This window comes from Streptomyces sp. NPDC107528 (genome assembly GCF_055639295.1).
In genome coordinates this window covers 226,152-247,052 of record NZ_JBVKAV010000010.1, presented here as the reverse complement: position 1 = coordinate 247,052, position 20,901 = coordinate 226,152, and the positions used below count along the sequence as shown (strand labels likewise).

The following is a 20,901-nucleotide window of genomic DNA, read 5'->3' as shown; positions in this document are numbered from 1 at the left end:
CGGCAGGACAGCACAGAGCAGCCGGGTGGCGTTCGTCGAGGGACAATGGCAAGGCGCAGGCTGCTCGCGCATCGGCCACTTGGGTGGCGAGTTCCTGGTACTCGGTGTCGTCGACGATCGCGTGGCTGATCATCCCGTCTTGCGCCTCCAGACAAACTCCACGGATCCTTCCTCGGGCAGCGCGGCCAGGACCGCGCCGACGTCCGGGGTCAGGTCAGGCCAGACGGTCAGCAGGGCGCGCGGGCCGAGACCGGCGCGCACTGTGTCGAGATTCTCCTGTGTGAGGCGGTGCCCGCGTGCGCCGTTGCGGACGTAGGTCTCCTCGAGAAGCAACGTCTGCCGTGAGGCGAGCACGGTGCGCACGCGCGTCCAGAAGTCCTCGTCGGCTGGCTCGGTAACTTCCGCTTCGTCGATCTCAGCCGCATAGGGCGAGACCGTCAGCGGTTCCGGGAAGAGGCCGAGTTCCCGTGTACGGGCCACGGCGTCCGCGCAGGGCCGATCGCTGCCCACGTACACATACTGGTCCCACCCGACATGCACAGTGAACACGTCCCCCGCCTCCAGTCGGCACCAGGCGCCCTGGTCGCGGAGCATGGCCCGGACCAGCTCCAGGGCGACCGGAAGAGAGACCTCGGCCCCGTCGTGGTAGCCAGTGAGGTCGGGCGGGAAAAGCCCGCCGAGGCCGTGCCCCTCAACCGGCGGCTCCACTCCGAAGTGAACAAAGCCGGTGACCGCAGGTTCGCGGATCTCCAACCGGTCGATGTCCGAGGCCTCCGCAAAGGCGACGATCGCCGCCAGATACGCCGCTTCGACAGGTCCGTGGTCGCTGACTGGGTCCTCGACGCCGATGTAGTGGCCATGCTCGTCGCGGTCGGCGGGGTCGTACTTGGTAATCCGGTACACGAAGGACGGCGGCACACCGCTCCTTGGACCGACGGAAGGGACGCCAGCGTAGTTTCCAGTTCCGCTTCCGTGACGCACAGAGCGTCATACGCCAACTACCGGCGACCATCTGCCAACTATCGCCGACCGTCTCAGTTGACGGCGCAGGTCAGCGGGGTTTGGGTGGAGGGCCACGTCCAGAGCAAGGGGGGCTGGCCATGGAACTGCTCAGGTTCTCCGACCGACTGCCGCAGTGTTCACGCTGCCGGGGCGATCTCATCATGAGCGGTGTGGCGCCGCAGGACGACGAACACGGCCGTCCCATCCATCTGGAGCTGTGCCCGGTCTGCGACACCGGCGTCGTCGACCGCCCGGCGGCCGGCCTTCTCGTCCAGTGGTTCGCGAACAACTGCGGCCATGACACGAGCCGCGTCCAGGAAGGCGCCCACTTGCTGATGGAGTGGACGAAGGAGTGCATGGCCGCGCACGGCTGGTACTGGCAGGAGACGCCGCCCGACCAGGCCTGAGCCGTCGGTCGGCGGCGCGGCCGCCGTATCGAACTACTGTTGGGCCGTGGCAACGTGCGACTAGCCCGACGATCTCCTCACAGCGCAGCATGACCTCAGCCAGGTGCGGGCCGACCTCACCAGCCTCTACGAGCGGCTGCCGTACTCCGTCGAACCGATGGAGGCCTGGCAGCGTCCCGAGGGCTACTGGCTCGCCACCTCCCCGGTGCCTCCCGCCTCGCCAGGCTGGACGGAGCAGGAGCGGCGGGACGTTGCCGCGCTGCGGAGAGGGAACGGGAGCTGGTGACGGCGGTCGTGACGCACTCCTTCTGGGGTGAGGTGGCCGGGCCGGACCGTCCGGACGCCCGCAGCAAGCTCAAGCACGCACTCAAGAAGAACGGCAGCAGCGGGCCGGCCGCATAGCGATGCCGCGGGGAGCTGGGGTCCGTTCAGCCGGCGCCCGCCCAAAACCCGCCTGGCTCCCTCAAAGCGGCGCGGAAACTCTCGATGGTGTCCCGCACTCGTTCCGCTTGGTCCCACTCCGCACCGTAGTCGTCGACGGGCGTACGCCAGCCGCGCACGAGGTGTTCCGCCACCTGGGCAACGTCGTCCGGCGCTGCGAAGATCCGGTGCAGCGCGGCGAGCGGTCTGGTTGGGGTCGTGATGGACGGGCCGACACCAAGCGGGGCATAGGCCCATCCGGTCCCTTCCCTCCAGTCGAGCCGGAGACCGGCCGCGCTGGCGGTGCGGCTGATGTCCCACACGAGCACGATGTACATCGTGTCGCCCCACCGGGGGTAGGTGCGGTCGGCGCGGACGGTGCCCGGCGGGATGCCCCGCCGCGTGAGGGCTTCGTCGACGGCCTGGAGGTAGGGCCAGTGCGGCAGCCGCTGCGCCGCGCCAGGGCTCAGTCCGGGCGGGTCCAGATCACGGCTCACCTCCGCGGGTGGGGCGGGTCACGAGGCCCGGCGGAAGGTAGCGGCGGGACCGATCGTGGCGGGGCCGAACTTGGCGCGGATGCGGTCGACGTCCGCTTCGGCGACAAGGCGGTCCTCGCGGGCGCCCTCCAGGCTGATCTGCTGGGCGACCTGGTCCGCGTCGATGAGGTCTCCGCCTTTGAGGGTGAGGCCGATCAGGCGGGCGCGCTGGAGGCCGGCGGCGTCCATGAGCTGGTAGGCGAGCGTGCGCAGGTCGTCGTCGTGTGCGGACGGCTCCGGCAGCCGGCGGGTGGCGTCCCACGAGGTGCCGCCGGCGAAGCGCAGAGTCAAAGTCAGCGCGCGGGCTGCCTGACGGCGCCGGCGCAGCAGGTGCCCGAGCTGGACGACCAGGTCCAGCAGAGCGGATCGGACGGCGGCGCCGTCCAGGGTGTGGCGGGCGAAGCGGCAGGCGACGGTTGCGGAGGCGGGAAGGTCGCGGGGGACCACGGGGCGCGGGTCGATGCCGCGAGCCCGGTCGGCGGCGGTACGGCCGGCGCGGCCGCCCAGCAGGCGCTGCACCGTAGCGGCCGGGACGGCAGCCAGCAGGCCCACGCAGTGGATGCCGTAGTCGCGCAGCACCGCGGCCTGGCGAGGACCGATGCCGTGCAGGGCGTCGACCGGCAGCGGGTTCATCCAGGCGCCGACCTCTCCGGATGGAACGGCCAGGACTCCTCCGGGCGGCGGGACTTGAGCGGAGGCGGTGGCCGCGACCGTGATGGACGGCCCGATCCCCACCCGTACGTCGACACCGAGGCGAGACAGGGCGCGCACACGCAGGACCTCGTCCAGGCGGCGGGCATCCACGCCGTAGTACGGCAGTGCGCCCCTCAGCTCCACCAGGGCCGCGGACGGCGGCAGGGCCTGCACGACTGGGGACAGCTCCGCGAGCTGCTCCAGGACCTTCCGGTAGGCCTCCTCCGGAAGACGGTCCGGGCAGCGCACATGCATCACCGTCGATGCCTCGCACGTCCTGTGAGTCGATCCCATGACACACCCACCTCCTCCACCCTCACGTTAGCGAACTAGAGTTCGAACACGCGGGGTGCGGCCCCTCGCTGCAAGGAACCGAGGTGGACTGAGCGCTGTACCTGGCCCGGATGGACAACTCCGATGCACAGATTCGGCCCGACGGTAACGCCGAGCGCGAGCTGACCCGCCTGCTCGTGTCGACCAGCGGAACGGTGCCTCGGCCGTGGCCCCGCTGCGGCGTCGAGGACTCAGCGCAGCACAGGAGCGCCGGGCGCCTGCGCATCGGAGATTTCGATCAACCGGTCGAAGACCATCTGCCCCTCGCTGATGCGCCCCGCCAGCGCCGGGTATCAGCTGCTGAGATCGAGCATGCCCCACGTGGTGAACGGCTCGGCCTGGACGTAGATCCTGCTTCCTCGGCCGACGACCCGTCGGCGGCCCGGGGCGGTGCCATCAGGAAGGGTGAGCAGGCCGACGTCCGTTGGCTCGACCGATGATTCGGTGAGCTTGCCGTGAGCGAGTCGGTCCTGCTCCTCGCCGTAGCCGCCGTAGAAGGCCACCTGATCTCCGTGGACAGCCACTGCCTTGGCGCCCCGTATCTGGTTCGTCCAGACCCTCACGGGCTGTTCGCGTCGGTTGGGGCGTATCTCAGCGAGCGGGAAGTCCGTGTAGGTGCAGGCCCAGGCGGTGGTGCCCGACACGTTCAGGGCGTAGCAGTCGAAGAGACCGGGGATGTCGGCACTGTCCGACGCCCACATGGGGTGGCCTGTGGTGCTCCAGCGGCGGATTCCGGACGGGTTCTCGTCGAAGTGCCCGACCCAGATGAGGCCGGCCTCGTCCACGAGCAGGTGCTCGATGGCGTCTCCGACGGAGAAGGACGAGGTCTCCTGGCCGAGTCCGTCGAAGAGCTGGACCTGGTTCCCGTCCTCGTACCGACGGGCGCGAGACGCAGCGACGACGAATCCGCCGTCGGGCAGGCGGTCCAGATGCGGCCAGCGGGCCCGGACGGCGCGCAGCTCGGTGAGTCCGACGGCGCCGTCCGGATGGACGGACACGACCAGGGCGTCGAAGACCCGGGCATCGCCGCCGGACTGCGGGGCGTGTTCGGCGAGCAGCCAGTGGGCGACACCGAATACGTCGACGGTACTGGTCAGGACGTGGCGGTCGTGGTGAGCTCGGGGGAGATGGGCGTGGGGAGTGAGGGCGGTCGTCTGCACGGGCGGGCTCTCCTGGGTGGGCGGTCACGGCCATCGGGCGCTGCGGTGAGCGGCGGGCGGCGGCGCGCGAGCGATAGAGAGGGGAGCGGGGCGCCTAAACGGCATGGCCCTTTCTGGTCGTCATGAGGCGATCATTGTCGACGTCCCACCTCGTGACAAACTCTTTCGCCGCACGGCCCCCATGACGACTGCGGATCGACCTGGCTGGCCTCAGGGCTGGCGCACCAGCATGCACAGCCCGCCAGATCAAGTGCTCATCCGCCACCTCTAGTGCTCAGTCACATCCTGTGACCGAGCGCGACACCTTATCTTGCAGGACAACTTCGATGCACAAGACCTGCTGGCTCGCCCGTGGCGCGCGAACCGGGTTACCACCGGGCGCGCAGTACACCGTCGCTGTCTGGCAGGGCAGCACAGAGCAGTGGGCGGTGTTCGGTGAGGGACAGAGGCAGGGCGCAGGCGGCTCGGGCATCGGCCACGTGGACGGTGAGCTCTTGGTAGTCGGTGTCGTCGACGATCGCGTGGCTGATCGTCCCGTCCTGCGCTTCCCAGACGAACTGGATGGCCTCCTCCTGGGGCAATGCGGCGAGGACGGCGCCGACGTTCGGGATCAGGTCGGGCCAGACGGTCAGCAATGCGCGCGGGCCGAGACCGGCGCGCACTGTGTTGAGGTTCTTCGGTGTGATTCGGTGCCAGCGTGCGGCGCCGCGGACGTAGCATTCCTCGAGGAGCAGCGCATGCCGTGAGGCCAGCGCGGTGTGCACGCGTATCCAGAAGTGCTCGTCGGCTGGCTCCGTCACTTCCGCTTCGTCGACCTCGGCCGCGTAGGGCGAGGCCGTTAGCGGTTTCCGGGAAGAGGCCGAGTTCCCGTGTACGGGCCACGGCGTCCGCGCAGGGCCGGTCGCTGCCCACGTACTCGTACTGGTCTCACCCGACATGCACGATAAACAAATCCCCCACCTCCAGTCGGCACCAAGCGCCTTGGTCGCGGAGCATGGCCCGGCCATGGGTCTGTGAGCGAGCAGCTGTGGGACCAGACCGGACCCCGGTCCGGGTTCGCCTGGTTGAGGGAGGACGCCACAGCACCAGCACACTCGACGGCCAGGCCTTCCGCTAGCAGTACCGCGGAAACTGCCACGAATCTGGCCGCTCCCGCTACCCTGCGGGCCACCTACGCCGCTCAGCGGGGCCAACTAGAGCACTCAGGGGCCAAGTAAAACGCTCAGGCACACGAGGACGGTGTGACTGAGCGAGATAGTTGGCCCTTGAGTACGCTGGTTGGCCCCTGTGCGCGATATGTGGCTCGCGAGTAGGCGGCACAGACACGCTGAGCTGGGGGTTTCTGGGTTCATAGTGGTCTGCGGCATGCAGCGGCCTGACTGCCAGGTGGCTTCGCGTCGTCCGAATCGCGCATGATCGAATCTCTGGGGATTGACGGTGGGATGGTGTGGTGTGGGGGACTGGCGGACCGATCCGACGTTCGCGATGTGTCGGGCGCTGGTGGACGGAGAGGATCTGACCTCGTTCGCGGGAGGCCCGTTCGACATCCGGGCTGTCGTAGCGACCATCCGGTCCGGGACCTTCGACGGAGCCGTCCTCGACGACCTTCCCTGGGGAAACTTCCCTCACGGGGAGAACGCCCGGGAGGCCGTTCGCCTGCTGCGCACCGGAGACGGGGCGGCACGTAACTCGATGGGTGTCCTGATCGGCATGTGCGCCGACGACAGCCGGGCCGCCGTTGCTCTCGCCGTCCCGTTCCTGATCCGGATCGCCACCGATCCCCACCATCGACACCGCGCCGACGCCCTCGGCGGTCTCGCCGCCCCGGCCCGCGCCCGTAACTTCGGTGTCGCCTCCCGCGACGAACTCCTCCTTCACCGCTCCGGCCCTCAGCACGACGACTACGACGACTACGGCGTCGAGGTGACCGGCTACCCGGCAGGCTGGTCGGTGGCCGCCGCCCGAGCCGCGATCACCACCGGAGCCCCCGTGCTCCTGCCTCTACTCGACGGCGCCGACCCCGCCATGCGCATCGACGCCTCCTACGCTCTCGCCACCGCGGCCGACCCCGGGCATATGGTCCGAAGCGCCTTCGCTACCCGGTTCGTCAAGGAGCAGGACCCCATGTCCCGGGCCGCCTTGGTTCTCGCCACCGCAGAGACCACACGTGCACACCCGCACCAGCCGGCCACCGCATGGATCCGCGAGCTGTGGCAGGACCGGGCACAGGCCCCCGAAGTCCGCCTTGCGGCCGCAATCGGCTGGCTCTGCCTCACCGATGAACCCGCCCCCGACACTTTGCGCGCCACCGTCGAAGCCCTGGCCTCGGCAGAACGCGCCCGTGCCATGGACGTCCTGCCCTGGATGGCTGCCGCCGGTGGCAGCGAGCCCGGGCTCCTGCGCTGCGTCCGCCGCATGCTTTACCCGGAAGAGCCCGAACCGTCCGACGACCCCTGGGCCTGACTGCCCTGAGCGACGAGTGTCTGGCCCTCAACCACGTCGCCTGTGCACCTGATCGCGTTCTGTGCATCGCAGTTGTCCTTTGGGGCCAACTAACGTGCTCAGTCACACGAGTCGTGTTCGATGACCTGCACCTGACCTGGAGCGACTGCGCACACTCCGGGTGTGGCATGCCATGTGGTTGCGCCAGATCGACAACAAGATCGCCGCCGTCCGGTAGCGGGAAACGGGGCGTCTCCCGTGGCGGCTCGCTCGATTCCTGGACTGGTCCTGCCGTGCGGGACTGATGCGATACAGCGACACTGACCCAACCGGTATTCGCGGCGATGTCGTAGATCCCGTACGGGATCGCCTTGCCTGGTCCCTGCCGGTCCAGGAAGTCGTGCGTCTTGACCAGTACCGGCTCATCCTCGGGCCGCCACTGACGCCCGGCGTTCTTGTAGTCGCCGACGAGTTCCTTCTTCTTCGTGTCCACACTGATCACCGGCTGGCCTGCATCCATGTGTTGGCTGGCCTGCCCGTTGATGTAGCGGAACTGGGCGTCACGGTCGGGGTGCTGCTTGCCCTCGATGGTCTTGGCGCCGGCCTGCAGGCTGAATCCTTCCTAGCGCAGCAGGTCTCCGACCGTGTCCGCGCTCACCCTGTGTCCCTGACGGGTGAGCTCGGCCGCGAGGCTCCTGGTCGACTTCACCGTCCAGCGCAGCGGCGACATCGGATCGCCCCGCTCATCAGGTTCCACCAGCGCAAGCAGCGCCGCAGACCGTGATCAAGGGCCACGGCTCTCTTGCGGCCACCACCGGGCCTGCGTACCCGGCCCAGAGGCTCCTCGCCGGCTTCCAGCTCGCCCACGCCCTTGCGGACCGTCGTCTCGCTGACCTGGGCCGCCCTCCCGACCGCCCGGATACCACCATGCCCCAGGATTCGTGCCTCGGCACCCATCAACAACCGCCGCTGCCGCTCGTCGAGATGCGGGAACAACACCCCGAACTTCACAGCGAGTTGACCTCGGACCTCAGCGGAGACGCTCATATCACAACAACGAGCCGAATCACGGGAAGCAACACGTTGATTCTCTGCGAGCCCTAAGGGCGTGCAGAAGAACAACATGCGGGCGCTTGATGGGCTGACCTGCGAGGTCAAGTCTCGGAACAGGCAAGTTGATTCTCTGCACGCCCTAACGACCTTGTGCGTGATTAGCGGTGACGACGGCTGAGCTGGGTCGTGGGTCTGTCTGTGGTGGGGGTTGAAGCACGCAGTTGATCATGTCGGAGCGTCGCGTGACGGGACTTTCGACGTCACGGCTGTGCTCAGCGAGGCGGTTCGAGTAGGTCCACGGTGGTCAGGCCGGTTTCGTCGTCGACGAGTTGCAAGGCGACAAGCTCTCTGCACGGGGCGGCGCCTGACGCCCGCAGCGACTACGTGTGTACTTCGCGGTGACCACGGCGTCGGCCCGGGCGTCCGTTCGCCCGGGCCGGTTCAGCCGATCACGGACCGGGCGAAGGCGACAGTGCCTGCGAAGGCGCCCCCCGGCAGCCAGTACCGCGACAGCCCATGCGTTCCCTGCCAGCACGGTCAGCACGCCGACGGCCACCGCGATCACCTTTCGTCCTGACCTTGATCACCAAGGCCAGAGTCAGACGAAGATCACCAAGTGGGTCACTTTTGATCAGCCGTCAGAGGGTCAGCGTTCGGTCGTCGTCGAGAGGCGGGCCGGGGAGCGGTCTTCGACGACGAACACGTCGCATTCGGAGAGACGGGTGCGGTCACAAAGGGCGAGGTTGTCCGCGGCATTCCGAATCGGGTTCGGCTAGGCGCAGACGCAGTGAAGGCCCGGTGGATACCGGGCCTTCACGTGTGGGTAGCGGGGACAGGATTCGAACCTGCGACCTCTGGGTTATGAGCCCAGCGAGCTACCGAGCTGCTCCACCCCGCGTCGGTACGGTGAACTGTACGGCAGTGATCGGGTTGGGCCGAATCGAATTTTGCTCGGAGATGATGCAGCTCTCGTCGCTGACCATGGCTCCGTGAAGGTGCAGGTCACCGGCAGGGAGGCGAGATCTTCCGCCAGGGTGCCTCATTCCGAGGCGATCCATCTCGTGACTTCACGACGGCTCAGCCGGCTTACGCCCTCGAACCCGGTGAGGTCGATGGTGTGAACGTGCAGCGGCTAGTCGTACACCGGGCGGCCTGTCACATGCTCCGGCACCATGCCGAGCTTGCGGCTGATGTTCTTGGAGGCATCGTCACCGACCCGGTTGATACTGATGATGCGGTCAAGGCCGCGGTCCTGGAGCGCAAACTCCAGCGTGGCCAGGGCGGCTTCGGATGCGTATCCCTGGCCCCAGAACTGAGCCGAGCCGCCAGCTGATCGCCGCGGTGGGCAGTACCGTTCGGTTTGGGCAGCGTGAACAGTGTCCCTCTATTCCTTGTAACTAAGCGGCCAGGTGTGCCTCACCCCGGGGTTACCACCTGTACCCGCTTCTGCACGCGTCGGTCGTGAGCGATGTTTGAGGGAAGTCTTGTCTCAGAACCCAGCCGGGCAGCAAGCACCTGCTGGACAGTAAGGCCACGAGCACCCCGCAGGTCAGCCCTGTGGAGCTCTGCACCATCAAGAGTCGCCCCATGCAACTGAGAGTTAGCGAATACGGCGCTGTTTAGGTCGCTGCCGCGCAAGTCGGCGGCACGTAGGTTCACATCAGTAAATACTGCTCCAACCAACTTGGCATCGTGCAATGTTGCCCGACTGAAGTTTACGCGCTCAACGCGCGAGTTGTGCAATTTCACGCCCGTTAGATCCTTTCCCCTGAGGTCGGCGTCAACCATAGAGATGTCATCGAGTCTTGCGCCGCGCAGTTGCGCCCCCGTAAATAGGGTGCCTTCAGTGACCGCGCGGAACATTTTTGCACCACGCAAGTCTGCCCACCTTAGGTCTGTTCTCGAAAGGTCAGCACGCAACAAATGAGCCCTCCGGAGATCGGCCCTCCGGAGATCGGCTTCACTCAGGTCGGCATCGGCCGCCTGCACTCCTAGAAGGTGCCCGCCTCTCAGATTGGCGCCAGTGATCGAGACGCCTACCCAATCAACCGAACTCTCCCCGTCGGCTCCGAGGTCGCGAGCGGACAGGACCGAGAGCGCAGCCTGTACGTGTGTTGCAGGCGCCCAAACCTTCTGCCCGGCGAACCTTACCTGGACACGTTCACCACCATGCTTACGCACAAATGCACACAACACATTGACAATAGCGGGTTGATCCCTTGGAGAATCCTGCATGATCCGCCCGAGGGCATAAATTCCGCCAAGCCTCACGTCTACCGACTCGGCGCCAATTTGTTCCACAGCGGCAGTGAACCGATCCGTGATAAGTCCTTCCTGGGCAATATCCAATTCCTTTCGCCGATTACCGAGTTCATTCTGGGCCTGCCGCGCCGACAGCCCGGTGAACAGCAGAGCCGCAACGGCGGCCAGCGCAGTGAGAGCAGTGGCTGCGGAAGTGACATGCTGATGCACGCTGGCATCAGCATGCTCGGACGGGGCCGAAGGCCGCACCCTCCTTCGTACCCGGCCGACCACCTGACGAGCATCCTGATTGGCACCCCCGCCACGGGTTGGTGGGAGCCTCCTCCTGACCATGCCCCTCCTATGAACACCGAAATCCGACACATCGATCAACCTGACTACTAAAACCCTCACCTGACGGGAGACCAGACCCGTTAAGGCTTCTGGGACAACGTCTGGGCCACGACGTTATCGGGTACAGCAGAACAGTCTGGATCTACGGCCCGACCAATTACTGATAGTCCCTCAGAAGGAGGCCATGGCGCATAGCTTCGCCGCGTAGCAATCGTCAGCCGACGTCGCTCCGCCCGAATCGGAGCTGCTTATAGGTCATCTCGACTGAGGCCTCTGCGATGGCGCGGTCACAGCAGCCGCGGCGCAGCTACACCACGGCGGTGAGGGGGCACAAGCCATCGGTGAGGCGTGCGCCACGCATTCCAAGAGGGCCGACACGCCCGCGAGGTACAGGGCAGAGCTGCCCGTCATCGGCGAAGCCCGAGGAAGCGAAATTTCCTGCGTAGGTTGTCAGCTGGCCGCCCGCCATGGATCACTGCGGCCGCGCTTTCTGCAGGCGGGTGTACTCCTTCGCCCTTTCGACCCGTGCACGGTGTGGGCCGCCAGGGCTCTTGCAACGCAGATCCGGGCCCTGGTCGCAGTCCGGGCATGTCACCTCGTACACGCGCCACGGGCGCGGGACGACCTTCGGATTCGCCTGCTGCCGGGCTTTCCGTTCGTCCAGGATCGGCTGGACGCGTTCGTCGTGAGGGAATGGGCGAGCCTTGCCGACGTCGGTGCCCTCAGCGAGGACGCAGGGCTTGCCCTGCCCTGCGTGGCAGCGTGGACAGCTCTGCTTTATCCAGTACTGGCGTCCTACCTGCTTATGCAGCGGAGTCAACGGCAACTGCGCCCCGTCTGTGGCGCGCTGCTTCCAGGTGGCCACATCTCGGGCTTGCCCGGCAGTCACACGGTCTCCTGCCAAGGCCGCTGCCCGGACCAGATCCTCCACCTGGGACCGCAGGTCATGCGCGTAGGCGTCGTGGCGACGCAGGCTTTTGAGGATGGTGCGCAGGCGGCTGGCGGCCGCTGCTGCCTCCTGCTCACTGCTTCCTGCGTGGGATTGTCGAGGCTGGCGAAGTAGTCGGTCGCCCTCTCCACGATCGCGTCCTCGGTGCCCGTGCGGTCATCGGAGGCGGTCAAGTTGACGCGTATCAGCAGCCTGCGCACCTGCCCGGGCCTGTGATCGGACACTGCCTTGTCCAGGCGGGCGAAAAGCCTTTGGCGGATTCCGGCCTGCTCCTCCAGCCAGATGTGCCCGTGTCGAACTGCGGTCTCGAGCTGGCTCTGGATCTCCTGGCTCACCCCGGACAGGTCGGCGATCTCAGCGCACACCTCTCGCACCATGACGACAGATCGACGCGGCGTGCATACAGCAGCCGGCGCAACAAGCCCTGGGCTCGTGCATCCGGCTTCGGAACCTTCTTCGCCTTGCCGGGGGACCAACGCGACGGTCGGGGTGCCTTGCGGGATTGAATGATCGCCTCGACCGCCGGCGTCGACAGACCCCGCTCCGTCATCTCGCACTCGTTCAGGCCGGACCACTCGGTGGGCCGCGCGAAGGCTTCTGTTCCGATACGGACCCGCCGTGCCGTGCCCTCACTGTCCAAACGGATGCGGTGCACATACCAGCGATGGATCAGCGTGTCCCGGTCCACCGGCACAGACATCCCGAGCACCGGCTCGTGGCCCTCCTGGTCCCACACAGGCTCCACCGACCGGTCCAAGTGGACGCGCAGCCCGCCGCGCTGGAACCGGATGTCCACCACGGAGCCGATCGGCGCTCCTCCGAGCTGGGCGAACTCGAAATCGGCGTGCCGGTCCCGGTCACGGAGCCAGACGGCGGTCTGAGCCTTCACATACAGGTGATCGGCGCTGCTCACGCCGCGGGCGCGGCGCCCACACAGGTGAGGATGACCATCGGGACCGGGGTGGTGGGCGAAGTGGCAGACCCGGTCGGTGTACAGCTTGGTGGTCAGTTGAAGGCCGCAGCCACCGAGCAGCAGCCCGCACCAGAACGTGTCGTGCTCGTGAAGCCGTCGGAAGGCGTCTAGTTCGATCGCTTCTAGCGGGAGTATCAGCGGCTCCTCCGAGTCGGCGCCGCCCAGGACCGCCGTTTGAATTTGCCGCCTGTCACCCCGCACGAACCCCACTCTTCGTCCCAACTCATCGTGCCACCACCAGCGTTGAACTTGCAGATGATCGTCGGTCCTACGCCGTTAGTCCGACCCCGGGAGGCCTCATGGGCGGCATCCATGGCAGCGCCGGGCGTGGTTCCCCGCGATGCGGGCTTGGCGTTGCCACCGCCGGTTCGAGGCTGAGGTGGTCGGCCGACTGGACGCTCACCCTCGCGACGGCCCTGGCCCGTCACGACGGGGAGAGCAACGGGTCAGGCTATTGCCTACCGTGCCACACGCACCACAGCCGATTGCCGTTATCTGGATGGACAGTTGCTAGTGCACTCTGTCGGGCCTGGCCTGCTTGCACTCAGTCGCTCTGCGTGGGTTCCAACGATGAGCAGGCTGGTCCGCGAAGCGCCCCCAAGGCCTCCTTGAGCGGGGACTAGACGTTGCCCTCGAGATGATCGAGCACCGCACCTTCGACGGCCGCATCCAGCTGATCAAGTACAAGCGCCGCGTGCTCGAGCACCCGCCACTCGTCGTCCCCAATCAAGTTCCTTACGTTGTTGGTGGGTTGATACCGGTTACGCGTAGGATCGGGAAGCCCGGGGGCACTGGGTGTAGCTGTCAAGTTCATGCCGTAGAAGTGGCTTCTACTGATTGGCCGCATGGTGCCCCGCGACGACTCGGCCACTGATTGGGACGCGCGGCAAGATCGCTTGGTAAGGACACGCTGGCGAGGTCGTCTGCTGGGATTCGAACAGGAACGACTCCGGAGGTGGCCGTGCCTGAACTGTGGGCCGGTACGGATGCGGGCAAGGCCGAACATCACTGCGTGGTGATCGACGCAGAGGGCAAGCGCAGGCTGTCCACGGCGGGTGGCCAACGACGAGGCCGCGTCGCTGGAGCTGATCGCGGATGTGCTCGCGCTCACCGAAGATGAGCCAGTGACCTGGGCTATCGATCTTAATGCCGGTGGTGCCGCGCTGATGATCGCGTTGCTGACCGACAACGGGCAGCAGTCCTCTACATCCCTGGCCGCACCGTCCACCATGGCTCCGGCTCCTACCGATGCGACGGGAAGAGCGACGCGAAGGACGCCTTCATCATCGCGGACCAGGCCCGTATGCGACGCGACTTCCAAGCGATGCACCATGGCGACGCCATCGCTGTCGATCTGCGCATCCTCACATCTCGCCGCCTGGACCTGGCCGCAGACTGCACGAGGACGATCAACCGGATGCGGGCCCAGCTGCTGGGATACTTCCCGGCCCTGGAGCGAGCCTTCGACTACAGCACTTCAAAGGCATCCTTGGTCTTGCTGAGTGGCTACCAGACGTCGGCCGCGCTGCGTCGGACCGGCAGGAACCGCCTGGCCGGCTGGTTGAAGAACCGCAAGGTTCGCAACTACAGGCTTATCGCCGCCGCCATCGAAGCCGCCGAGGCCCAGCACACCGTCGTTCCCGGAGAGAAGCTGGCCGCCGCCGTCGTGGCCAGGCTGGCAAGGGAAGTGGCGGCCCTGGATGAGGAGATCGCCGACACCGACGCCCTGATCGAGAGCCGGTTTCGCACGCCGAGGTCATCCTGAGTATGCCCGGCATCGGATTCGTCCTGGGCGCCGAGTTCATAGCCCACACCGGTGGTGACATGAGCATATTCGGCACGGCCGACCGCCTCGCTGGCGTCGTCGGCCTGGCGCCCGTCCCGAAGGACTCGGGGCGGATCAGCGGCAACATGCGTCGGCCCCATCGCTACTGCCGCCGCCTGCTGCGAGTCTTCTACATGTCGGCCCAGGTCGCCACCCGATCCCGTCTCCAAAACGTTCTACGAACGTAAGAGGGCCGAGAAGAAAACCCATAAGCAGGCCGTCATCGCCCTCGCACGCCGCCGCCTGAACGTCCTGTGCGCACTCCTCCGCTGAGGCAGCTACGGCCAGTCACGAGCAAGGCGTTGACAACCACATTGGGAATCAGTAGCCGTTGGTAGGCGCCTTCACCGTGATGTTGAAGGCATCGGATGCGTACATATTTGGAGCGAACCGGTCGTGGACCTGCAACCTCACGGTGTACTCCCCTTTAACAGGAAGTGTCCCCTTTATCGCGAGGCCTGTACTGGTGGTCGGCCAGCTGATATCCACATCCTTCCCCAGCGCCGGGTTCCATACAACTGAACCTTCCACGAGATGAAGTCCGTCTTGGAAGATGGAGTCTCCCCCATCAAAAACCTGAAGCTCGAAGGGCGTACCGGCAGTTACGACGAGGTCCTTCTTCTGAACAGGTCGAGGCCGGCTCGAGTATGCGTCGGCCGCCGCGGCACCCTGCAGGATCAATGAAGTGCCGGCAAGGACCCCGTCTACAGCGGCGACGATGGGCCATACGCGAGGGGCGGATTCCGCACTTTCGGCGAAGTTGCGACCGATTTGAATAACTCTCGGAAGGGGGTCAATGACCGATTCGGCCATGGCCATCGCATACAACGATTCCGAAATTTCCGATTTGGAGTTTATGGTTTGGGCTACATTGCAGCCAAGGATTCCCGCACCGAGAATCGTTTGGATAAAGGTGCCAGGTAGCAGTGTTTTGTTGGCTTCGTTTGGACCTGCTGCACTATATCCAAGGTTTTTGAGGAGCTTGGATTCCTCTCCCGTAGCCGTCGTGACACCAGACTGAACCACTGCGACGATATCGAGAAACAGAGCAAATCCTTTGACTGCACACCCAGCGTACCCTGGTCCGTCCCAACGCTTCCTTCCGGCAGTAACGCTCGGGATACCCAGGGCGAAAGCCCATTCCATACATATGAGCTGCAGAAGGTTAAGGACATAGGTTGCCCTTTTCTTCGCGGGCGAAGGGGGAGCCACCGCCGTCGTTGGGATGTTAACCAAATCCGTAGCCGCCGTGGTGAGGCCTGACATGATTCCCGCCGCGATTGCACTGATCTGGAATTCTACGAGCCTCTTGTTCAGAGTCGGTTCGGGCGTGGCGTCCAGAGCTTGCGGATCCTTAAAGGGTGGGACGGGAATCTCGGTGAACGTACCCCCTGGGAAGGGAGGGTTGTCCACTCCGTTGATGAGCTTGTACAAGATGGTTACGAAGAACCCCAGGACGAGACTGCAAAGCCCAAGTATGGTGGGCTTTGTACGCTTCTCCGGCTCGACCCCCGCCATTTCCTGTACCCAGTCATAGAGAGTGTCGATGAGACCAAGAGGCTCCAACTTCGCCTTGAGGAACTCCTCAACTGCGTCAATTGCCGTGGACAAGTAATCGGTGACCTTCGATACGAGCTTCCCTGCCGCTTGAAGGAAGTCGTCTACGAGTTTTTGCACGATACGCACCAGTTTGGGCACAGAGGCGCTACCTGTCGTACCAGCATCACGAGGATCGAGAAAATCAGTGAGAATGCTCCCGAGCCGATTGAGGTCGTTGAGTAGCGTCTTCCAGGCCGCGTCGCCAACAATTTCGGCAACAAACGCTGCAAAATCTGGAAGTGGAGCACCATCGCTGGTCTTGAGGGCGACTGGTGCAGGAAGGTCCTTGCTGCCTAGAACCTTATTCTGCATCCAGGTAGCCTGGGGTGTGCTGAGATCGCTTTTTGCAACTTCTCCCCCGGATGCGGTGCGAACATTCCCGCATTTGTTTTGGAAATCGCCTACGCGAGTGTCCCCGTATTGGTTGCAGATGTCGTCGAAATATTGCTTGCACACAGCTCGTTGATCCAGGAACCACTGTTCCGACTTGTGGCCGAAATCAGTGATCATGGTCTTGCCGAGCGGGAAAACTGTTCCCGTGACACAGGACTCAATGGCCTTCGCCGTTTCCCAAATGTCCTTCATTGCGAAAAGCGACTTGAGCCAGTCGACCACGCGGGAGATAGCGTCAGCGATCATCTGGAATACTGCTTCGACGACTGTCACCGCTTGTTCGATGGCGTCGATTATGATTTCTCCCAGGGAGACAATGGCATCGCCGACAAAGATGGCGATTTCCGTGACGGTGGAGACGATGACTTCGGCCACCTGGGCAGCGCCGGTCTTGATGCCCTCCCACACATCTGAGGCCCAGCTGACGACGTCCTCCCACCAGCCGCCGTAGGCTGGATGGCCGTCGCGGTAAGCCTTGTAGGCGTCCAGTTCGCCGTGGGTGCGAAATGCCTGGAAGGCAGGCCTGTCCGGGTCCCAGAGCTGGATCACGTAGCCGTGAATGGTTTGCTGCTCCTCAAACCCATCCATGTGGAGCAGTACGGTCTTTTCACTGCTCGCAGCCTGCGTGTAGGCGTTTTTGCAGTGATCAACAACTATCTGCGGGGTCAGGCCACGTTCCTTCAGCGCATTCCAATCCGGAACCAGGGGCGGCGGATCCTCATCCAATGCTGGCACACCCTTGCTTGGGTTCGGGGGCGCCGTGGCTTTGTAGAGCAGCTCGGCGTTGAAAAATCCCTTCTGGGACGGAAGAGTGCTCTCACCCGCAAGAAATGCGTTGGCGGGGCCAGCGAAGTCAATGGCAGCCCCAGTTTCGAGTCCATCGGCGTTCAGGTGTATCACCGGCGGGTTCAGCCCTCGAGCGGCGACGCTTACCGAAATTTGCCCCACTACATTAGTCATGGCGGTTATCTCACGGCCTGGTCCTACCTGGTAGGAGATATCGCCGATTTGCACCTCGATAAGAGACTCTGCCGAAACGGTCACGTTGTGCCCGGCCAGGGCGTTGCCCGCTCGGCTGAGCAGCGTGGCGTTGGCTACGTAGTGGGAGACTACATACGTGTCTGGCGTGGTGACATGCGGGAGCCGGACCTTGTCCGTGTGCCACTGAGAGGTGTTGACGTCCTGGGTGTTGAGGCAGTAAGCCTCAGCTGGGTTCTTGCCGTCCAGCTTGATGAGCTCAGAAGGCTTGAAGTCGGGCTGGGGATCAAGCAAGAAGCCAGCAACTGTGCTCTGGAGCCCGACCGTGACCAGTGTGGGCGAAGCGAGCGGGGCCTGATATACCGATCTCATCTCCCCGCCCTGCTGCCCGAACACCGACACCTTGCCCTGTCCAGGCCGGTAGGCGATGAGATACTCCAGACTGCCTGATCGGTAGTAGTCGTACGCCGTTACCATGTCGGAGCGACTGGCGAAGTCGTAGCCGGCCATGCTGGTGCCCTGGACGACAGGTGCGTACACATCAAAATCCGGATCCACTCGCTCAAGGATCCATTCCTGCTGCCCAGGGCTTCCGGGCCTATAGGTCAAAATGTGGTCGTTACATCCCAGACCGGTGTAGTCAAATGGAACAAGCCGGTCTCTCGTTTCCGCCAGGTCCCAGCCGCCTATACCACCACTTTCGTTGGCGACCACCGGGTAAAACACAGCATCAGCGTTCGTCGTAACCACATATACCTTGCCCGTGCCGGGCCGATACGCCAGTACATGGGTATTGCTACCCTTACTGTTGTAGTCGAAGCCAACGGCAAAGCAGGGCGACCCTAGGTCGAAACCTCCCAAGTTATGCTGTTGGGGACCCAGAACCTGGAAATAGCTGCCGAAGATCCCGGTCTTGCGCTCGAGCACCCACACCATTTTCCCTGAGCCGGTCGTGTAATACAACAGGTGATCATTTGCGCCGGTCTTGGTGTAATCGAAGGGCACGAGCCTCGTTTCATCAGTGATCGGCAAGCCAGCAATCTGGTCGTTCTGGTAGACGAGCTCGAGGTAATCTCCTTCTCCCTTGCGGAATACACATACAGACTTTTTATCCATCCATGGCTGCGAGGTATAGCACAGAAGATGGTCCTCCTTCGTTGAGCTGGTGAAGTCAAACGGAACAACCTGCTGCCTCATGCAGTCGAAAGGATAGTCAAGCGCACTGCCCGTGACGGATGACACGAACGGTTCGCCAGGATTCAGTGTCCGGGTGATAACTGAACCCGTCGTTTGATCGACGGCGAGCAGGGCATCCGACGCTCCGGAGCTCGAGTAGTCGAAAGCGATCAGCCGTGAGCTTGAATCCATCAGGTCGAAGCCGTCGATACCCGACGGGGCACCCGCCAGTCGGGCTGTCGTCCACACCGGGAATATCGGATAAGTCTTGTCGTTACCCGTTGACTGCCAACCTGCCTGATGCAGGACACTCAGCGTTCCGGCACCGTTTTCATTCGTTTCTCCGGTGATGCCGAAAATGTGCAAGCGGCCGGCAGCGTCCTGCCACGACGTAGGTGCAGCGGGAGACTTTGTTCCTTCGGGGATGACGAAACCCAGCCCGGATTCCGACCTCTCCGCCCTCACTCCGGGAGATGTCGGCGGGAAGTACCCGGTGACTAGACGCCCATCCTCATCCAGGTAGATATAACCGACATCAGTCTGAGGATGGAGATGCGGGAAACGGGGAACGTTCCATGTTCCGCAGAAAGCAGCGACGGATGTGCTGAGTAGTTGATACCCAAGAGCGAGGGTGTCCACATTGAACGAATAACGAGACAGAGTAGTTTTATCGAGCACATAGTAGACGTATGATGCGTAAACTGTCGGTGCCGGATAGACCATATAGCCTCCGCCGACAATGCGCCCTGCTCCAGCAACTGGCGGGCCTTGCTTGAGGGTCCACCTCCGTGCAACGAATTTTTGGTTGTCCGATGTAGGATCCCCGGCTACGGCAGAGACGATAAGGCACGTGATACCGGTTGCTGGCTGTCCGACTACTGCCGGGCCCCCTCCGGGTGAGTATGAAACAGACAAAGACTTCATGGCCGCCAGAGGGCCATCGATTGCGTCAGTGGTGGCAGGCTTCCATGCACACTGGGACGTGCCGTCTGGATTGGAACCGGTCTTCTTCAGCACGAAAGCTTCCGGAGGCAGCAAGGTCCCGCCTTCTGAACTGGCGGGTACGCAAAAGGCCCACACTTCGCGGCTCGGGTGAACGGCAATCACGACCTCGGAGAAGGTTGTCTCAATGTCAGGCAAGACTTGTTTCTGTGCCCATCCTGTACTTGAGGAGTCAATGCGTTCCAGGTACGTCAGCTGATTATTCGCGTTCAGGATGAGGGCTTCCTCACGTGCATCTTTATAGGGATTCGAAAATAGCGCCTCCTTGTTCGCCCCTTCGGCCACCGACACGCCCTGCGCCTGAACTGCATCTTGCATCATCTGGGTTGTTATCGAGAACGAATCCGGAGCCTTCAGATGGGGGTCGACTGTCACGCTTCCGTCAGCGGACGGCATGCTGTTTCGAAACGTCTCTATACCCATGACGCCACTCCTGCGGGACTTCCCGCACGTCCTACACACATAGGAAAGGTGATCTTTGATGCCATCGGGCGCTACTTTCGCCGTAGGCAGCCGGGCGCGACGATTACCATTCACGCCACAGTTGGCGCATTGGCCAGCGGATCGGCGCTACTACACCGGTTCACGGCTGCAATCCGCACTGAATCAGCCTCCAACATCCCGTGGCTGCGCTGGTGTTAGACCGGGCGCGTGACGGGCATTGAACAGGCCCATCTCAACCATTACCAGACATTTCAGGCAACTTCCACCGGAACGTTGCCAGGCTGACCCGCAATGATCAACTGACTCGTCACGGTCAGCACGGGCAAATCTGCCGTCTATCCGTGATTCAACACGTGGGGTGCTCACCCACAGACGTCACGCGCGCCCGAGCAGAGCCTCCTGACTGAGACACGTCGGTGTCAGGAGCCTGGGGCGCTCAGGCCGCCTGCAGCAGCGGCCCTGCCTGGGTGAGTTCCAAGGCCCGCTCGGCACACGGTGAGAGTGCCACACACACGAACATCAGCCCGGCCCCATGGCGCGTTCGCGGGCGGCCAGCAGAACATGCACGCAGGAGCAGTCACAGAAGGACAGGCTGGCGAGGTCCACCTCGACCCGGCCACCTCTGTTGGCCATCGCTTGCTCCAAGGCTTCTGCCAGCCGAGGCGACGTGGTGAAATCCGCCTCGCCCACCACGACTACCAGGGTCCGGTCGGCTCCGACCGCGCTTGACACTCGCAGACACCTACCGGGCCCGCCTTGCAGGCCACTGTCCATGACACTAGCCTCAGGGCCACAGGCCCAACCTGTCAAAGGCCCAAGTCCGAGCTCCTGGAGGTCAGTTCCCCTTGACGGACCTCAGGCGCTCCGGGCCTGATAGAGGGGTTCGTGGCAGCTGATGAGGGTGTCGACGCCGACGATCGC

The 20,901-nt window shown here is 64.1% G+C and carries 14 protein-coding genes, 1 tRNA gene and 4 pseudogenes; 5 read left to right on the top strand and 14 right to left on the bottom strand.

Annotated features, from left to right (window positions below; genetic code table 11):
- Positions 1–129 precede the first annotated feature (129 nt).
- On the bottom strand, positions 130–918 hold the full coding sequence (locus ACZ7L5_RS30445) for an RNA-binding protein (protein WP_471520570.1): 789 nt from the start codon (positions 916–918) through the stop codon (positions 130–132).
- 182 nt (positions 919–1,100) lie between these two features.
- On the opposite strand from ACZ7L5_RS30445, the gene ACZ7L5_RS30440 reads away from it, so the two are divergent.
- Both ACZ7L5_RS30440 and ACZ7L5_RS30435 read left to right on the top strand, forming a co-directional pair.
- Positions 1,101–1,409: a DUF6300 family protein gene (locus tag ACZ7L5_RS30440; RefSeq protein WP_471520568.1), complete on the top strand. Its 309-nt coding sequence runs from the start codon at positions 1,101–1,103 to the stop codon at positions 1,407–1,409.
- A 103-nt stretch (positions 1,410–1,512) separates the two neighbouring features.
- Positions 1,513–1,695: a hypothetical protein gene (locus tag ACZ7L5_RS30435; RefSeq protein WP_471520566.1), complete on the top strand. Its 183-nt coding sequence runs from the start codon at positions 1,513–1,515 to the stop codon at positions 1,693–1,695.
- Between the two features lie 142 nt (positions 1,696–1,837).
- Here ACZ7L5_RS30435 and ACZ7L5_RS30430 read toward each other — a convergent pair whose 3' ends face one another.
- From ACZ7L5_RS30430 to ACZ7L5_RS30415, 4 genes are all read right to left on the bottom strand, one after another.
- The gene (locus ACZ7L5_RS30430) at positions 1,838–2,326 is read right to left on the bottom strand and encodes a DUF6292 family protein (RefSeq protein WP_471520564.1); all 489 of its coding nucleotides are present in this window, start codon (positions 2,324–2,326) and stop codon (positions 1,838–1,840) included.
- Positions 2,327–2,344: 18 nt separating this feature from the next.
- Complete coding sequence (locus tag ACZ7L5_RS30425) at positions 2,345–3,352, bottom strand: DNA polymerase Y family protein (RefSeq protein ID WP_471520562.1); 1,008 nt, start codon at positions 3,350–3,352, stop codon at positions 2,345–2,347.
- Positions 3,353–3,684: 332 nt separating this feature from the next.
- Positions 3,685–4,551 (bottom strand): hypothetical protein, encoded by an 867-nt coding sequence (locus tag ACZ7L5_RS30420; RefSeq protein ID WP_471520560.1) that lies wholly within the window; start codon positions 4,549–4,551, stop codon positions 3,685–3,687.
- A 368-nt stretch (positions 4,552–4,919) separates the two neighbouring features.
- Complete coding sequence (locus ACZ7L5_RS30415; protein ID WP_471520558.1) at positions 4,920–5,351, bottom strand: hypothetical protein; 432 nt, start codon at positions 5,349–5,351, stop codon at positions 4,920–4,922.
- 652 nt (positions 5,352–6,003) lie between these two features.
- Between ACZ7L5_RS30415 and ACZ7L5_RS30410 the strand changes: the two genes are divergently transcribed.
- Positions 6,004–7,014: a hypothetical protein gene (locus tag ACZ7L5_RS30410; RefSeq protein WP_471520556.1), complete on the top strand. Its 1,011-nt coding sequence runs from the start codon at positions 6,004–6,006 to the stop codon at positions 7,012–7,014.
- Between the two features lie 277 nt (positions 7,015–7,291).
- Here the strand turns inward: ACZ7L5_RS30410 and ACZ7L5_RS30405 are convergent.
- The 7 genes and pseudogenes from ACZ7L5_RS30405 to ACZ7L5_RS30375 all read right to left on the bottom strand — a co-directional run.
- Positions 7,292–8,040, bottom strand: a pseudogene (locus ACZ7L5_RS30405) (ISAzo13 family transposase); the annotation flags it as partial.
- Positions 8,041–8,870: 830 nt separating this feature from the next.
- Positions 8,871–8,944 (bottom strand) — tRNA-Met (locus tag ACZ7L5_RS30400).
- Between the two features lie 234 nt (positions 8,945–9,178).
- A pseudogene (locus ACZ7L5_RS30395) lies at positions 9,179–9,398 on the bottom strand (GNAT family N-acetyltransferase); the annotation flags it as partial.
- A 64-nt stretch (positions 9,399–9,462) separates the two neighbouring features.
- On the bottom strand, positions 9,463–10,518 hold the full coding sequence (locus tag ACZ7L5_RS30390; RefSeq protein WP_471520554.1) for a pentapeptide repeat-containing protein: 1,056 nt from the start codon (positions 10,516–10,518) through the stop codon (positions 9,463–9,465).
- A 595-nt stretch (positions 10,519–11,113) separates the two neighbouring features.
- On the bottom strand, positions 11,114–11,506 hold the full coding sequence (locus tag ACZ7L5_RS30385) for a zinc finger domain-containing protein (RefSeq protein WP_471520896.1): 393 nt from the start codon (positions 11,504–11,506) through the stop codon (positions 11,114–11,116).
- A gap of 20 nt (positions 11,507–11,526) precedes the next feature.
- Positions 11,527–11,955: a hypothetical protein gene (locus tag ACZ7L5_RS30380; RefSeq protein ID WP_471520552.1), complete on the bottom strand. Its 429-nt coding sequence runs from the start codon at positions 11,953–11,955 to the stop codon at positions 11,527–11,529.
- Positions 11,922–12,764, bottom strand: coding sequence for a hypothetical protein (locus tag ACZ7L5_RS30375; protein ID WP_471520550.1), 843 nt, complete (start codon positions 12,762–12,764; stop codon positions 11,922–11,924). Before ACZ7L5_RS30375 ends, ACZ7L5_RS30380 begins: the two co-directional genes overlap by 34 nt.
- Positions 12,765–13,185: 421 nt before the next feature.
- On the opposite strand from ACZ7L5_RS30375, the pseudogene ACZ7L5_RS30370 reads away from it, so the two are divergent.
- Positions 13,186–13,287 (top strand): annotated as a pseudogene (locus ACZ7L5_RS30370) (dihydrofolate reductase family protein); the annotation flags it as partial.
- A gap of 237 nt (positions 13,288–13,524) precedes the next feature.
- A pseudogene (locus ACZ7L5_RS30365) lies at positions 13,525–14,661 on the top strand (IS110 family RNA-guided transposase).
- A gap of 48 nt (positions 14,662–14,709) precedes the next feature.
- Here ACZ7L5_RS30365 and ACZ7L5_RS30360 read toward each other — a convergent pair.
- Both ACZ7L5_RS30360 and ACZ7L5_RS30355 read right to left on the bottom strand, forming a co-directional pair.
- Entirely contained in the window at positions 14,710–19,959 is a 5,250-nt protein-coding gene (locus ACZ7L5_RS30360) for a hypothetical protein (RefSeq protein WP_471520549.1), read from the bottom strand.
- Between the two features lie 540 nt (positions 19,960–20,499).
- Entirely contained in the window at positions 20,500–20,754 is a 255-nt protein-coding gene (locus ACZ7L5_RS30355) for an STAS domain-containing protein (RefSeq protein ID WP_471520547.1), read from the bottom strand.
- Positions 20,755–20,901: the final 147 nt, after the last annotated feature.